This window comes from Sphingomonas sp. AC435 (assembly GCF_979253005.1).
The window spans coordinates 1-13,258 of record NZ_CEEDCJ010000018.1; the positions used below are offsets into that span (position 1 = coordinate 1).

Annotated in this window: 10 protein-coding genes and 2 pseudogenes; 7 read left to right on the forward strand and 5 right to left on the reverse strand. The window is 63.7% G+C overall.

Going from position 1 to position 13,258, the window contains the following annotated elements; all coding sequences use genetic code 11:
• Positions 1-453 precede the first annotated feature (453 nt).
• Complete coding sequence (locus AC0CH8_RS18620; protein WP_465241165.1) at positions 454-2,634, reverse strand: TonB-dependent siderophore receptor; 2,181 nt, start codon at positions 2,632-2,634, stop codon at positions 454-456.
• 181 nt (positions 2,635-2,815) lie between these two features.
• Between AC0CH8_RS18620 and AC0CH8_RS18625 the strand changes: the two genes are divergently transcribed.
• The 4 genes and pseudogenes from AC0CH8_RS18625 to AC0CH8_RS18640 form a co-directional block, all read left to right on the forward strand.
• Positions 2,816-3,655 (forward strand): ABC transporter ATP-binding protein, encoded by an 840-nt coding sequence (locus tag AC0CH8_RS18625; RefSeq protein ID WP_465241166.1) that lies wholly within the window; start codon positions 2,816-2,818, stop codon positions 3,653-3,655.
• Positions 3,652-5,112, forward strand: coding sequence for an ABC transporter permease (locus AC0CH8_RS18630; protein ID WP_465241167.1), 1,461 nt, complete (start codon positions 3,652-3,654; stop codon positions 5,110-5,112). Before AC0CH8_RS18625 ends, AC0CH8_RS18630 begins: the two co-directional genes overlap by 4 nt.
• The gene (locus tag AC0CH8_RS18635; protein ID WP_465241168.1) at positions 5,112-6,386 is read left to right on the forward strand and encodes an ABC transporter permease; all 1,275 of its coding nucleotides are present in this window, start codon (positions 5,112-5,114) and stop codon (positions 6,384-6,386) included. Before AC0CH8_RS18630 ends, AC0CH8_RS18635 begins: the two co-directional genes overlap by 1 nt.
• Before the next feature lie 65 nt (positions 6,387-6,451).
• Positions 6,452-6,759: pseudogene (locus AC0CH8_RS18640) on the forward strand (integrase core domain-containing protein); the annotation flags it as partial.
• Here AC0CH8_RS18640 and AC0CH8_RS18645 read toward each other — a convergent pair.
• Positions 6,701-7,441 carry a hypothetical protein gene (locus tag AC0CH8_RS18645; protein WP_465241169.1) on the reverse strand — a complete coding sequence of 247 codons (741 nt, stop codon included), beginning with the start codon at positions 7,439-7,441 and terminating at the stop codon, positions 6,701-6,703. The pseudogene AC0CH8_RS18640 and the gene AC0CH8_RS18645 sit on opposite strands and share 59 nt — an antisense overlap.
• A 53-nt stretch (positions 7,442-7,494) precedes the next feature.
• Between AC0CH8_RS18645 and AC0CH8_RS18650 the strand changes: the two genes are divergently transcribed.
• Both AC0CH8_RS18650 and AC0CH8_RS18655 read left to right on the forward strand, forming a co-directional pair.
• Entirely contained in the window at positions 7,495-7,758 is a 264-nt protein-coding gene (locus AC0CH8_RS18650; protein ID WP_204200575.1) for a helix-turn-helix domain-containing protein, read from the forward strand.
• 140 nt (positions 7,759-7,898) lie between these two features.
• The gene (locus AC0CH8_RS18655; protein WP_465241170.1) at positions 7,899-8,870 is read left to right on the forward strand and encodes a GGDEF domain-containing protein; all 972 of its coding nucleotides are present in this window, start codon (positions 7,899-7,901) and stop codon (positions 8,868-8,870) included.
• A gap of 142 nt (positions 8,871-9,012) precedes the next feature.
• Here the strand turns inward: AC0CH8_RS18655 and AC0CH8_RS18660 are convergent, their stop codons facing one another.
• Both AC0CH8_RS18660 and AC0CH8_RS18665 read right to left on the reverse strand, forming a co-directional pair.
• Positions 9,013-9,423, reverse strand: a complete 411-nt coding sequence (locus AC0CH8_RS18660; RefSeq protein ID WP_465241171.1) for a hypothetical protein — start codon at positions 9,421-9,423, stop codon at positions 9,013-9,015.
• On the reverse strand, positions 9,410-9,658 hold the full coding sequence (locus AC0CH8_RS18665; protein WP_465241172.1) for a hypothetical protein: 249 nt from the start codon (positions 9,656-9,658) through the stop codon (positions 9,410-9,412). Before AC0CH8_RS18665 ends, AC0CH8_RS18660 begins: the two co-directional genes overlap by 14 nt.
• Positions 9,659-11,047: 1,389 nt before the next feature.
• Here AC0CH8_RS18665 and AC0CH8_RS18670 point away from each other — a divergent pair.
• Positions 11,048-11,958: pseudogene (locus tag AC0CH8_RS18670) on the forward strand (HEPN domain-containing protein).
• A gap of 141 nt (positions 11,959-12,099) precedes the next feature.
• Here the strand turns inward: AC0CH8_RS18670 and AC0CH8_RS18675 are convergent.
• Positions 12,100-13,131, reverse strand: coding sequence for a hypothetical protein (locus AC0CH8_RS18675; protein WP_204200569.1), 1,032 nt, complete (start codon positions 13,129-13,131; stop codon positions 12,100-12,102).
• Positions 13,132-13,258: the final 127 nt, after the last annotated feature.

The window sequence follows — 13,258 nt, forward strand, 5'->3', positions numbered from 1 at the left end:
CCAACGCCTTGATAACGCCAGACATCCCGCAGGCCGCCGCCCACATGTCCCTTCATCTAAACCAACAATGTCAAAGAACCGACACAAATACCCCGACGCTCCGACAACTCTCCTTTCGGAAAGCCCCTAAGCATCTGGTTTTTGGCGACCGCAGCACCAAACCCGTAAGGGCAACCGCTGCGGTTCGGCGTATCTATGGAAGGCGATCCGCCCCGTCAAGCGCTTATTTTCGCTTTCGACGCACGATCCGGGACGGGGCCAGAGGGCAGGGGTAAGGGGCCCAAGGTTCACCGGGATCGTCTCCGTCTTGTGACCGAGGGCGATCGCACTCCCCCCTGTCCGTCAAGCGGTCGCCCTCACATGATCCGGTCCGCCACGCCTACGTCTCGCACCGCCAAGAGACGGAAGACGCGTCTTGCCACTCGATCGAAGATGGGCGTCGGGGATCCGCGATTAGAAACGGGCGCGCAGGCCGATCGTGGCGGTGCGGGGCGTACCCGGCTGCACCCAGACCGGCGCATAGCTGTTCGCATACCAGTGCTCGTCGAACAGGTTCGCGACGGACCCGAACAGCTCGACATCGTCGGTCACCCCGATCTGCCCGAATACACGCACCAGTGTATGCGACGGCAAGGTGAAACCGGTCCCCGTCTCGCCGTTCCGCTTCCCCATATACTGGATGCCCGCCCCCAGCATCGCGTCGCGTGCGCCAAGCGTGAAGCGCTTCGTCGCCTGCACGTTGAGATTGTGATCGGAGATGTTGATCAGGCGATCGCCGGGTTCGATCTGGAACGAGAAATTCGGGTCGAGCACGCGCGACCGCGCCTCCGCATCGGTATAGGCATAGCTCAGCAACAGGTCGACGCCGCCTGGCAGGCGGCCGTTGACGTCCAGCTCGACACCACGGCTGCGCGCCTTGCCGATCGCGACCGAAAAGCCGGGGTTGAGCGTGTCGGTCGCCAGCACGTTCGACTTCTGTAATTGATAGACCGCCAGCGTCCCCGTCAGCCGCCCACCCAGCGCGGTCAGCTTCACGCCCGCCTCAATCGACCGGCTCGTCTCCGGTTCGAACACGTTGCCGGTTGCATCTGCGCCGATATTGGCGCGGTAACCCTCTCCGTACGCGGCATAGAGCGACAGCGGTTGGCTGAGATCATAGACGATGCCCGCCTGTGGGCTGAAACGGCTGCGCTGGCGCCGGCCCAATACATCCGTCAGGCGATTGTCCACGCGCAGCAGGAAATCGTCGTACCGTCCGCCGATCCGGACCTGCAACCGGTCGGTCAGGCTGATCTGGTCCTGCACATACGCGCCGGCGGTGCGCTGCACGTCGAGCCGATCGGTGGTCGGCGTCGTGACCGGGACCGGATACCGGCCATAGACCGGGTTGCGCAGGTCCAGCACATAGCCCGCGCGGTCTGTCGTGGTCGCCGTCACCACCGGGCCGCGATAGCGGGTGAACATCTGGTCGGTGTCGAAATAGTCGAAATCCCCGCCCACCAGCACGCGGTGACGCAGCGACCCGGTCATGAACTCGCCCGCGATCTCCGCGCGGAACACGCTGTGTTCGGACGTATAGCGCCGCGTCCGCCGCTGGCGCGACAACGACCGGCCATCGACATACAGTTTCTGGCGCGACCGCACCGTCTCCGCATCGGAGGACGCGCCGGTCAGCAGCGTGTCGCGGTGGCTGGCCCCGACCAGCAGGCTCCACCTGTCGCTGAAATCATGCTGGAGCCGCAACTGGTGCCCCGTCGCACGCGCCACGGTATCGCCGTCGCTTGGCTCGCCCAGAAAGCGCGAGCGCGGTACGGTGTCGAAATCCCCGTTCAGTACCACGATGCCGCGGTCGAACGGCACCTCCACCCGCGTCCATTCGAAGTCGTAGGTCAGCCGCGTGGCCTCGCCCAGCCCGACGCCGATCGACGGCAGAAATCCCCAGCGTTTCTGCTCCACCGTGTCGCGGAACGTGTCGCCGGATTCGGCATAGCCGATCAGCCGCGCCGTGACGTTGCCGGTCAGCGCCAGATTGGCGTCGCCCTCCGCCCGGACGGTGTCGAAGCTGCGATATTGCAGCGAGGCGGTGCCGAAACTGCGGCCGAGTTCGGCCTGCTTCGTGACGATGTTAATCGATCCGCCCGGCTCGCCGCGCCCCAGCACCGCCGCGGCCGGCCCCTTCAGCACCTCGACCCGTTCGATCCCCGCGACGTCGCGCTGGCCGCTGAACCCGCGCCCGGCGTTGAAGCCGTTGACCAGATAGCCGCTCGGCAAATTCTCGTCGCCGACGAACCCGCGCACGGCGAAACTGTCCCACAGGCCGCCCAGCGTATTCTGCCGCATCACCGATGCGTTCAGGTCCAGCGCATCGGTCAGCCGCAGGATCGCATTCTCCTCGATGACGCTGTCGTCGATCGTCGCGATCGCCTGCGGGATCTCGCGCAGCGCGAAATCGCCGCGATAGGGCTGGCGGACGCCGGTGATGGTGATGGTCTCGCGCTCGCGGCGGGCATCGTCGTCGGCCTCCCCAACCTGCTCAGCCTGCCCGACCGGTTCGAATGGCCCGGATTGCGCGAACGCGGGCGAGCCGGAGAACGCGATGGCGATCGGAGCACCCGCCATCACGGTGGTGCGCATGGAACGCCGCAAACGATATCCCCCTTCGGCAACACATATCGGGCCGCTGAGGGACCTGATCGGCCGCGTTATGGCGGTTATGTTGTAACATCGTCAATGATACCTTGTTACATTTTTTGCGATGCGGCATGAGACCCCGGACGCCATGCCGAGGTTCCCGATGACGCCCTCTTCGCCCCTTATGACGCCCTGTTCGCCCGTCACGGACCCGATCCGCATCGACGATCTGACACTCGCCTATGGTGCGCATCGCGTGCTGGATCGCCTGTCGCTGGCGGTGCCGGCGGGCAGCATCACCGCGCTGCTGGGCGGAAATGGTGCGGGCAAGTCGACCACCCTGTCGGCGCTGCTAGGCTTTACCCGCGCACAATCGGGAACGGTCGCGGTATGCGGGATCGATCCCGCCGCGAACCCGGACGAGGCCCGTCGCCGCATCGCGTACCTGCCGGAGAATGTCGCACTCTACGAGCATCTCTCGGCCGTCGAGAATGTCGATTATCTGCTCGCGCTCTCCGGTCAGGGGGCCGGTCAGCGGGCCGGTCGGCAGCCCGCCGGGCGATCGGGCCACCACCGGAACCGCACCGCGATCACCGATGCGCTGGCCGCGGCGGGGTTGCAGGACCGCGCATGGGACCAGCGGCTGGGCGGCTTTTCCAAGGGTATGCGGCAAAAGGTCGCGATCGCGGTCGCGCTGCTGCGACAGGTGCCGGTGCTGCTGCTCGACGAGCCGACCTCGGGCCTCGATCCGCGTGCCACGGCGGACTTCAACGCGCTGCTGGTCGCGGTGCGCACGCGGGGCACCGCGGTGCTGATGGTGACACACGACCTATTGTCCGCGGCCGATGTCGCCGACCGGATCGCGTTTCTGGAAGCGGGCCGCGTCGCGCACGAAGTGACCGCGAGCGGGCCGGAGCGGTTCGATGTGCGCGCCCTCCACGCGCGCTTCCAGGCGGCCGGCGCGCACATGAGCGATGGGCAAGTGAGCGACGGCCAAGAGAATAGCGGGCAGGTGGCCGCATGAGCGTCGGGGATCGGACCGTTCGCCTGATCGCGCGCGACGAATTGCGGATGATGGCGCGCAACCGCGTCGCGGTGATCGCCTTTGCGATGCTGGTGCTGCTGACGCTGGTGGCGGTGGCGAGTTCGTGGGCGCACCGGAACGGCGTCGCCGCGCTGCGCGACCGTCATGCCCATGTCGCCGAACGCGCATTCGATGCGCAGCCCGACCGGCATCCGCACCGAATGGTGCATTACGGCACCTTCATCTTCCGCCCGCCGGGGCCGCTCGCGGCGTTCGATCCCGGTGTCGACGCCTATACCGGCAACAGCATGTTCCTGGAGGGGCATCGCCAGAACACCGCCAATTTCGGCGACGTGCGGCAAAGCTCGCTGCTGGTCCGCTTCGGTCAGCTGACGCCCGCCTTCGTGTTGCAGGTGGTGGCGCCGCTGCTGCTGATCTTCCTCGGTTACGGCGCGCTGGCCCGCGAGACCGAGCGCGGCACGCTGCGCCTGCTGATGCTGCAAGGGGCCAGCCGGCGTCAGGTGGTGCGCGGCAAGCTGCTGGCGCTGGGTACGGTCGCGCTGATCGCGGGCGCGCCGGCGATGATCGGGCTGCTGCTGATCGCCGGCCAGCCGGGCGCGCTGGCCCAACACATGCTGGCGCCGATGTCCCTCATCGCTCTGGGCTACGCCACCTATCTCGCAGTGTGGGCGGTCCTGATCCTGCTCGTCTCGACGCTGGTCCGGCGCAGTCGCGATGCGTTGCTGGCGCTGGTGGCGATGTGGGCGGTGACGTTGGTGCTGGTGCCGCGCGTCGCCCCCGATCTGGCGAGCGCCGCAGTGCCGCTGACGAACCGGTTGCAGACCGACGTCGCGATCGCGCGCGACCTTCGCACGATGGGCGACAGCCACGATCCCGACGACCCGCATTTCGCCGCCTTCCAGCGATCGGTGCTCGCACGCTACGGTGTCGACAGGGTCGAGGACCTGCCCGTCAACTACAAGGGCGTGGTGGCGATGGAGGGCGAACGGATGACCGCGTCGCTGTTCGACCGTTATGCCACCGACAGCTTCGCCGCGCAGGCGCGGCAGAACGGCATCGTCGCGGCGATCGGTGTGCTCAGCCCGGCGATTGCGCTGCGCTCGCTATCGATGGCCGCGGCCGGCACCGATGTCGCCGGACATCGCCGCTTCCTCGAACAGGCGGAGGCCTATCGCTACGCCCTGGTGCAGCGGCTGAACCGCATGCAGGCGGAGGGCGTCCGCTATGCCGACGACACCGCCAAGGACGCCGGCGCCGACCGCCGCAAGCGCGTCTCCGGCGATCATTGGCGGGCGATGCCCGATTTCCACTTCGTTCCGCCCGACGGCATGACGCTCGCCACCGCGGTGCTGCCGGGCCTCGTGATCGTGATCGGATGGCTAGCGCTGGCTCTGACCCTCCTCGCGCTCGCCACCCGCCGACTGGGAGCACGGTGATGAACCTCTGGGTGCAGGAATGGCGGCTGTTCTCGCGTCAGCGGCTGGCGATGATCGCGCTGGCCTTGCTGGCGCTGCTGACCAGTGCCGCGCTGGCGGCGGGCATCGTCGAGGTGTCACGCCAGCGCGCCGCCATTGCCGCGATCCCGGCCGCGCAGGCGGAGGATATCGCGGCGGTGGCCGCCTATGTCGACCGCACCAAGGATGCCGGCAGCGCCGCCTATTACAGCTTCCATCCGACCTGGGACGCGCCCGCGCCGCTCGCCTTCGCCGCGCTCGGGATGCGCGATGTCGCACCTTATATACTGCGCGTGCGTGCGCTGGGGCTCGAGGCGCAAATCTACGACGGCGATATCTTCAACCCCGAACTGGCGCTGCCCGGCCGTTTCGACTTCGCCTTCGTACTGGTGTTTCTCGCGCCGCTGTTCGTGATCGCGCTGTTCTACGACCTCGTCTCGGGCGAGCGGGAGGCGGGGCGGCTGCGAACGCTCGACGCGCTGCCGAACGGTGGCCGGGCGCTGTGGCGCCGGCGATCCGCGCTCCGGCTGGCGTTGCTATGGGCGGCGCTGGGCATACCTTTCGGCATCGCGGCGCTGATCGAGGGCGTCGCCGGGTCCACGATCGCGATCGTGCTGGCGCTGACCCTCGCTTACCTGCTGTTCTGGGTCGCGCTGGCCGCCCTGGTCGGCCACCTCCGCTGGAATTCGGTCACGAATGCGGCGACGTTGGCGGCGACATGGCTGGTGCTGGTGCTGATCGCCCCGACGCTGGCCAACGTCGCCATCAACGCGGCGATCCCCGTCGATCAGGGCGCGGAAATTGCTCTGGCGCAGCGCGAGGCGGTGAACCGCGCCTGGGACATTCCGCGCGAAGACACGATGCGCCGCTTCTACGCCAGCCACCCCGAATGGGCCGATTCCGCCCCACTGGGACCCGACTTCCACTACAAATGGTATTTCGCCTTCCACCAGAATGGCGACGACAGCGTCCACGACCGGGTGCGCGCCTATCGATCCGGGCTGGAGGGGCGCGACGCCGCGGGCCGGGCCCTCGGCTGGGTGCTGCCATCGGTCGGCGTTCAGGCGCTGCTGACGCGGCTCGCCGAAACAGACCTCACCGCGCAATTGGCGTACCAGGACCGCATCCGCGACTTCCACCGGCGCTTGCGGGCCTTCTATTATGGCTATCTCTTCCAAGCCCGTCCGTTCGAAAGCGGTGATTTCAGCCGTTTGCCGCGTTACCAACAATATTCTCTCAGCGATGTGCGGATTTAAGACGCTAGCTCGTACTATTATCTACAATCCCTTAATTATAATTTTGAGAAGTGATCCGTGAGGCAAATGGCATCAATCACCGGCTCTCGAAACTAAACCATCCGTGGACCAACGGTCAGGTCGGCCGGATGAATCGAACCATCAATGAGGCAACCGTCAAACACTTCCACTACGAGATCTACCAACAGCTCCAGACGCACCTTGCCGACTTCATGGCCGCCTACAACTTTGCTCCCCGGCTCAAGACGCTCAGCGTCCTAATGCCATACGAATACGTCGCCAAGATCTGGACGTCAGAGCCAAACCAGTAATCGTCAATCCGATCCACCACATGCCGGGAATAAACATCTCGACGCCCTCTTCTCTGTCATGAAGTTGGACGGGCTGCCGGCTCGCTCTGGAATTACCGCATAGAGGGCAGAGACGTACCGGCTCTCTCGGCTATATGCGGCATGCTGTTCGGAGCCAGTATAAAACGAGTCCTTCCCCGTTGATGAGAAGGTGACCACCCCCTCTGATATTAGGAAATTACTACCGCAGGTCATCCAGAACCCCTCCTGCACATCGCGAAATAGGCGCGTGACGAAAGTGGGGCGTTCGCCTGCGTCGAAGTATCGGCTAAGAGTTTCCGCAATGATCCAGAGCGTTCCCCCGTGTAGCACATCTCGAACAATCCATCCGACAACGGGATGCGCTTCCTGCACCTTCCAGAATGATATGACGCTCATCTGCATACTGGCGAGCACGGCTGCTTCCTCAGGTTGCATCGGTGCGGATCGTTGCTGGGCATAGCGCTGTAGGGCTGTGCTGCGCCCCTTCGCGGCAGTCCAGCCCGCCAACTCGAACACAAGCAAACCTTCTTCGTTGCCTTCGTCCCATCCCTCCAGATTCCAGCGGGAGATCTGCAGGACATGATCTCGCAGGCGTGCAGATGACATGAACGGAAAGGCAGCGAAGAAATGTAGTGCGGCAAGCTCCTGAAGGGCTTCGTTGCGCGCGATCAGCGCTTCCCGATCAAGCTGCGCTGTCAGGCCTGTAGCCGTATTTTTAGTCATATGTCGACTATATCCGATAGAGATATAGTCGACAATGGGGTGCTTGACGCTCCATGGAGCTGTGCACGCTAGTTGGCCTCAACGTTCGTCGTCACCGACTGGCTGCCGGCCTGACGCAGGAGGAGCTTGCCTTCCGTGCCGGTATGGATCGGACCTACCTCAGCGACATCGAACGTGGACGGCGCAATCCGACCCTGCTGACGATGCAGGACATAACCGTTCCCCTTAACCTTCGCGTGGTCGATCTGCTGGAAGGGAGCGACGCTATCGAGCCGCCCACGGCACCGTCGCGCCCACGAGCTGCACGGGACGGTTAGGCCCGGTCCGAAATCCGACAGCCCAGGTTATAAATGGACGAGATATAGACCTCTAAGCTGTTGCCTCTCACTGCGGCCGGTGCTGCACTGCCACGTGGATCTGAACTGCCTTCAGGCGGCACTCAGGGCGGAGACACAGGATGGTCGATCGGAGGAAGGGGCAACACGGGACGAGCGTCCTCGCCTTCCTTAATCATCATCGTCTTGCCCATACGCCTGAACACTATGCCTTCGCCCATGAGTATCTGAACGGCGCAGACGGAGAGCTTCGCGAGCGCGTCGACGGGGCCGTCGACGGCGGGGTGCGACTGACGGAGGATCAGGTTCAGAAGCTGATGCCAGTCGGCACAGCCCATCCGATCGCGCCGCAACTCGATCATCTGACCCTGCGCGTACTCGACGTCGTCGGTGATGCCATGTCGATGTCCACCGACCTCAACCGCGAGCTGGTCATGGCCTCCGCCACGCTGCTCGAGGCGCCTACCAGCGAGGTCGGCCGCATGATCTCCGCGATGATGCAGCGCGCCGAGCAGGCGGAGGCGAGCTTCGCGGAGGCCGGCCAACGTGCACGGGCAATCCGCACGGAACTGGCTGCATTGCAGACCTCGGGTCAGCGCGATCCTTTGACGGGCTTGATGAATGCCGCAGGGCTTCAAACTATGCTGGCGGCCGACACAGCACGCGAGCCTGCATGCCTGTCGCTCGTCGATATCGATCGGCTGCGGGCAGTGAACGAGAGCCACTCGCCAGCCGTCGGCGATCGTCTCCTGACGGTGGTGGCACGAACGCTAGCGGAGCAGTGCAGCGGCCATCTGTTAGCCAGGTGGGAGGGCGGAACCTTCGCGATCCTGATGGAGGGTACTGACCTCAAAACCGCTGCTGACATCGTCTCGGACGCATGCGCGGCGATCGGCGCGCGCGAGATGAAGGTGCGAGAAAACGATCAGCCTCTGGGGCGGATCATGCTCTCCGCCGGCGTCGTGGCGATGCGCAGCCGCAGCGCCGGAGAACTCCTTGAGGCTGCACAAACGCAGCTGCACCGCGCCAAGCAACACGGCCGGGATCAGGTGGCTGTGGAGGGTATCGTGATCGGCGTATCTGCGACGGACTGAAGCCCCGTCGCCCCGCATCATCTTGACGGACAAGGGACCTAACAACGTGCGCGCAGCCAGCGCCCGAAACGGCTCTGATGATCCGCCGTCAGACGGGACCAGGGCCACAGCGGCAACGGTGAATCCGCTTCAGGTCGAGCAATCATTGAAGATCGACCATTGCCGGGCGGCGGGCATCGAATGACTTCAGGATTGTACAGCGTACGGGGCTGTCGAAAAATGCGAAAACGACAGCGGTGTTCGGCGGTTTTTCCGAAAAAGTGTGCTCGCGAAGAGCGGTGGTTTTTGTCGATCCCGTCTGCTCGATCAGCGTCGTGTGGGACTGCTCAAGGCGGTCTGGGTTTGGATGATGGCGATTGTGTAGGGGTGATGGCGATTGTGTAGGGGGCGATAGATTCCACCGAATTCCCGTGCACCAAATGGCAGCCTCAGGACGTCTGGAGGCGTCCGCTTTTCCGCGGCGTTGACCCTCGCGGCGAGTGGTGCTCCTGCGGAATATGACGGCCATCATTTCTAAGTCCTTGCGCGGTTTTTCGGGATCATCGCGCGCCATGATGAATCGCCATCCGGCGATCAGCTTCAGCGATCAAACGTTCCCTGACTTCCGGGTGGTCCTGCTGGATAATCCAGTCGAGCGCGAGCTGGGTATATTCGCTGACCCGCAGGTGCCGGGCATCGCTTTCTGAGCGGCCGCGCATCGTGTTGAAACACCGCTCGGCCGCCTCCAGGATTATCAGCGAGGGTGAGGTTTTGCGGGTTGCGCCTAATGCCTCGACCCGTTCGTGCACCTGACGCGGTAGGCATGTCGAAGTGTGGTGATGTTTGCTCAATACCAGCTCCATTGCAGTGGGGCTGGTGGGGCCTGAGAAAGGTGCCTCCATCGGTTGTGAATGCCAACGGAAACAAGCCTTGGAATTGATGCCTGTGCGCAGTTTTGGCACGAAAAAAGCTCGGTAATCCGCCATTTTTGATAGCGTGTGCGTATGTGCGCGTTTCGGCGCACAAAAGCGCACCGACCCCAAAACTCCTAAGTTCTTGAAGTTAAAGGGAAAAGGGCAAGCGAAGCTTGCGTAAGGTGTGCACTACTGTAGTCCTCGATCGTTGTTGCTGATGATGGCGTTGAAACCCGGCTCCGGGTGATGCGCAGCGTCCCCGATTCCGGGGAGCCGCTGCGCCGCTGCCAAGCGGAAATCGACGAGAAACGATCGGCCGCTGCGGCCGGATTGTCACCCTGTCGCCTTCACTTTCCGCGACGATTTTCCGCGTTCGGCTTTGACCCGCGCATGGAAATTCGCGAGCCGGTCTCAAGCTCAACATCCTGCCAAGGTGCATTTCCGGCCGCCTGCTTCCCGCTCCCATCGGCCCTCGACGGCGATGTCCTGAAGGTCCGAAAAGCCGCCAGCGTTAGCCCCCGGCGGCTCACGAACAGGGCCCCCACCTCGAGGTCATTGGAAGAAAAATTGCGCGCGTCGCACGATCGGCAAACTGATGGTCAGCAGCGTGCAGGATCGTCGTGGATATTACAGGTTTCAGCACCGAACGAACAGGGTGCAATGCTGGACTTAGCGAGCATGACCCCCTCGACAGATTTGTGATTTGCGGAATTGGCCAGGGTGCAGCGATGCCCGAAACGCCTCCAACCGACTGAGGCAAACTCGCCCGGATTTCGGATTTCCGACCTCAAGGAAAAGCCTGTTCCCCGCTAAAGGGAACACTGCCCGCTCCAACCTGCACTCCGTTGCGCTGTGTGCATTCTCCGATCGCCCTGCCCCGCATCCTGTCGGCACTACGCAGCGCGGCACGGCGATCCGCGATGGTCTCGGAAGCCGCCAGTCGCAGCTTTTGGCGGCTCACGAACAAGGTCGCGACTGGCAGACGAGGAATCCAGCGCATCGCACGATCCGGAAACTGACACGGAGGCAGGTGCAGGATCGTCGTGGATACCGACGGTTGCAGCGGCGGGCGAACGGGCCGCAATGGTGGACTTGGCGGGCATGGCCCCTGCCCTCATCCTTCGCCCGAAAGCTTTGGTGATCGGCCGAAATCGACAAGGATGTAGCGATGCCAGAACGCTTCGAACCGACTGAAGCAAACTCGCCCGGGTCGCTGGTTTTGCCCCCCGTCTCCACGCACGCCTGACCTCGCGAAAGAGCCTGTCTCCCGCTAGAGGTGATGCCATGCGCACCACCCTCGATCACCTGCCGCCCGCCAAGCAGCGCGAGCTCGAACGGGTGGTCCGGATCCTGTTCGAGGAGTTCGCCTCCGCCACCGCGATCGCAACCGCGGACTGGAAGCGTCAGGCCCGTATCCTCAAAGTCATTTTGTACGGTCGTATGCCCGTGGCGGCTGGGTCGATGAACCCCATACCGCCAAGGGCTATCAATCGGATTTCGACCTGCTGATCATCGTCAATCACGACAAGCTGACCGACCGCGTCGAGTTCTGGTCGGCGGCCGAGGATCGGCTCAACCGCGAGCTAATGATCACGGGCGACTTACGCACGCCGGTCGGCTTCATCGTGCACAGTCTCGACCAGGTGAATGCCGGCCTGGCACAGGGCCGCTACTTCTTCATGGACATCGCCCGCGACGGGATCGCGCACTACCAATCGGAGCCGAACGGCCTGGCCGAACCTCGCCCCAAAACGCCGGCCGAGGCATTCGCGCTGGCACAAGAATATCTGGATGAATGGTGGCCGAGCGCTTCAGGCCAACTCGACACTGCCCGCTACGTCCTTGATCAAGGACGGCTCAAAGAAGCAGCCTTTCAGCTCCACCAAGCGGCCGAGCGGTTTTACCACTGCGTGCTGTTGGTCCACACCTTCTACACACCGCACTCGCACAACCTTGGCGTCCTGCGCGCTCAGGCCGAGCGGATCGACCCGCAGCTGGCAGAGGTGTGGCCCCGCGACGCAAAGCGGGATCGCGCCATGTTCGAAAAGCTGAAGGAGGCCTATGTGAAGGCACGCTATTCGCGCCATTACAGCATCGACGAGGACGAGCTCAGCTGGCTCGGCGATCGGGTGGCTGAGCTTGGACGCGTGGTGGAGATGATCTGTGCAAGACGGATTGAAGCCCTGAGCCGCTAGCAGGAGTTTGACAGCCCTCCTCTGCAACATACCGGTACGTTGAGCCGCCTGTGAGCCCCTCTGAGCAGCAAACCGTAATCGCAGGCAGCCAAGGCCCCTCAGGGCTGTGATGCGGTCGACAGCACGGGCTAATCGGATAAATTAGCGGAGGCTTTTCGGGTCGAGCGTTATGGTCTTCCCTTTCGCAAAGCCGGAAGGACTGACCTTATTGATCAACTCCCAGACCTGCTTTGGATCAGGCAGCGCGCTGAAGGATGGAAACGTGGAAACGGTGCCATCCACGTCTTCTAGCGTGACCGAGTAGGTTCCAGTGTCGTCGATCTGGCCCATGATCGAAGGATAGACGCTCACGACCCTGCCGGCGTCGTACAGAGCAAGGACATAGCCCTTCAGGCGGCCGTCCGATTGGTAGATGCCGTACTCCGTGGTTGCCGTCCCGTTGCGGCACCAAGTGGAGATGGGTGCCGGCGAGTCTTTCTGCTCGGCTTGCTGCTTGGCCACCATGCTGCCGCCGATCAGGGACATAAGCATTTCGGATCCACTTGGCTTGATCTGCTTGGCTTTGTGGAAAGCTATCGGCGTGGCGCACGCATTGATCGGCGTTGCGGCGAGCGAAGGGATGTCTGATGTGTTCGGCCACTTGATTGCGCTAATGACCTGCAAAAGCCGTCCATCGAGTTCGCCCGCACTAAGTGTCGCGGCGCTCATCCTGATCCCGACAATCCACTGGCCTACGGGTACGACCGCGAGCGCGGTGCTGCGAAATGGTCCGTCGGGGCTGGCGTACACCTGACGCAGCGACAAAAGTGACGACGAGCCGCCCGCCGCGAAGGCGACGGGGTCTGCCGTTGCGGGCGACGTGTTCTTGAAGGTGCTCCTGCCTTCAAGCGCGGTCCGCGACCGGTCGAACCACATGCCGACGTCAGCAATGGCAGGGCGGAAGACGTAGATTGTGGCGACAACGCTCTTGTCGGGCGCCCCAAATTGAGCGGTGACGTCGCGCTCGCTTTGCGTGGCATCCTGGAGTGCCGTGCGCATCAGGCCAGCAAGCTGCGGTCGCAGCACGATGCCGGTCTCGGCGTGCATCCATCCTTTATCGACCGGCACATTCAGGTCGCGCGCTGCGAGCGGCGCCGTCAGTGCAGCCGTCAGGAAGGCGCATATGAGCTTCATTCGATATCTCGGTAAAATGCCACAGCAGCTAGAGCGTTTTCCGGCCGACCTGAGTCGAAGGGGATTCACACGGACGCGCTGATCTGATTCACAGTGCTGGCTGGATGGAGGCCGGCATGGATGGGCA

What these genes read in the sequence shown, in the direction of transcription:
- AC0CH8_RS18620 (WP_465241165.1), bottom strand. Translation starts at nt 2,634, where the DNA reads ATGCGCACCACCGTGATGGCGGGTGCTCCGATCGCCATCGCGTTCTCC.
- AC0CH8_RS18625 (WP_465241166.1), top strand. Translation starts at nt 2,816, where the DNA reads ATGACGCCCTGTTCGCCCGTCACGGACCCGATCCGCATCGACGATCTG.
- AC0CH8_RS18630 (WP_465241167.1), top strand. Translation starts at nt 3,652, where the DNA reads ATGAGCGTCGGGGATCGGACCGTTCGCCTGATCGCGCGCGACGAATTG.
- AC0CH8_RS18635 (WP_465241168.1), top strand. Translation starts at nt 5,112, where the DNA reads ATGAACCTCTGGGTGCAGGAATGGCGGCTGTTCTCGCGTCAGCGGCTG.
- AC0CH8_RS18645 (WP_465241169.1), bottom strand. Translation starts at nt 7,441, where the DNA reads ATGACTAAAAATACGGCTACAGGCCTGACAGCGCAGCTTGATCGGGAA.
- AC0CH8_RS18650 (WP_204200575.1), top strand. Translation starts at nt 7,495, where the DNA reads ATGGAGCTGTGCACGCTAGTTGGCCTCAACGTTCGTCGTCACCGACTG.
- AC0CH8_RS18655 (WP_465241170.1), top strand. Translation starts at nt 7,899, where the DNA reads ATGGTCGATCGGAGGAAGGGGCAACACGGGACGAGCGTCCTCGCCTTC.
- AC0CH8_RS18660 (WP_465241171.1), bottom strand. Translation starts at nt 9,423, where the DNA reads ATGGCGCGCGATGATCCCGAAAAACCGCGCAAGGACTTAGAAATGATG.
- AC0CH8_RS18675 (WP_204200569.1), bottom strand. Translation starts at nt 13,131, where the DNA reads ATGAAGCTCATATGCGCCTTCCTGACGGCTGCACTGACGGCGCCGCTC.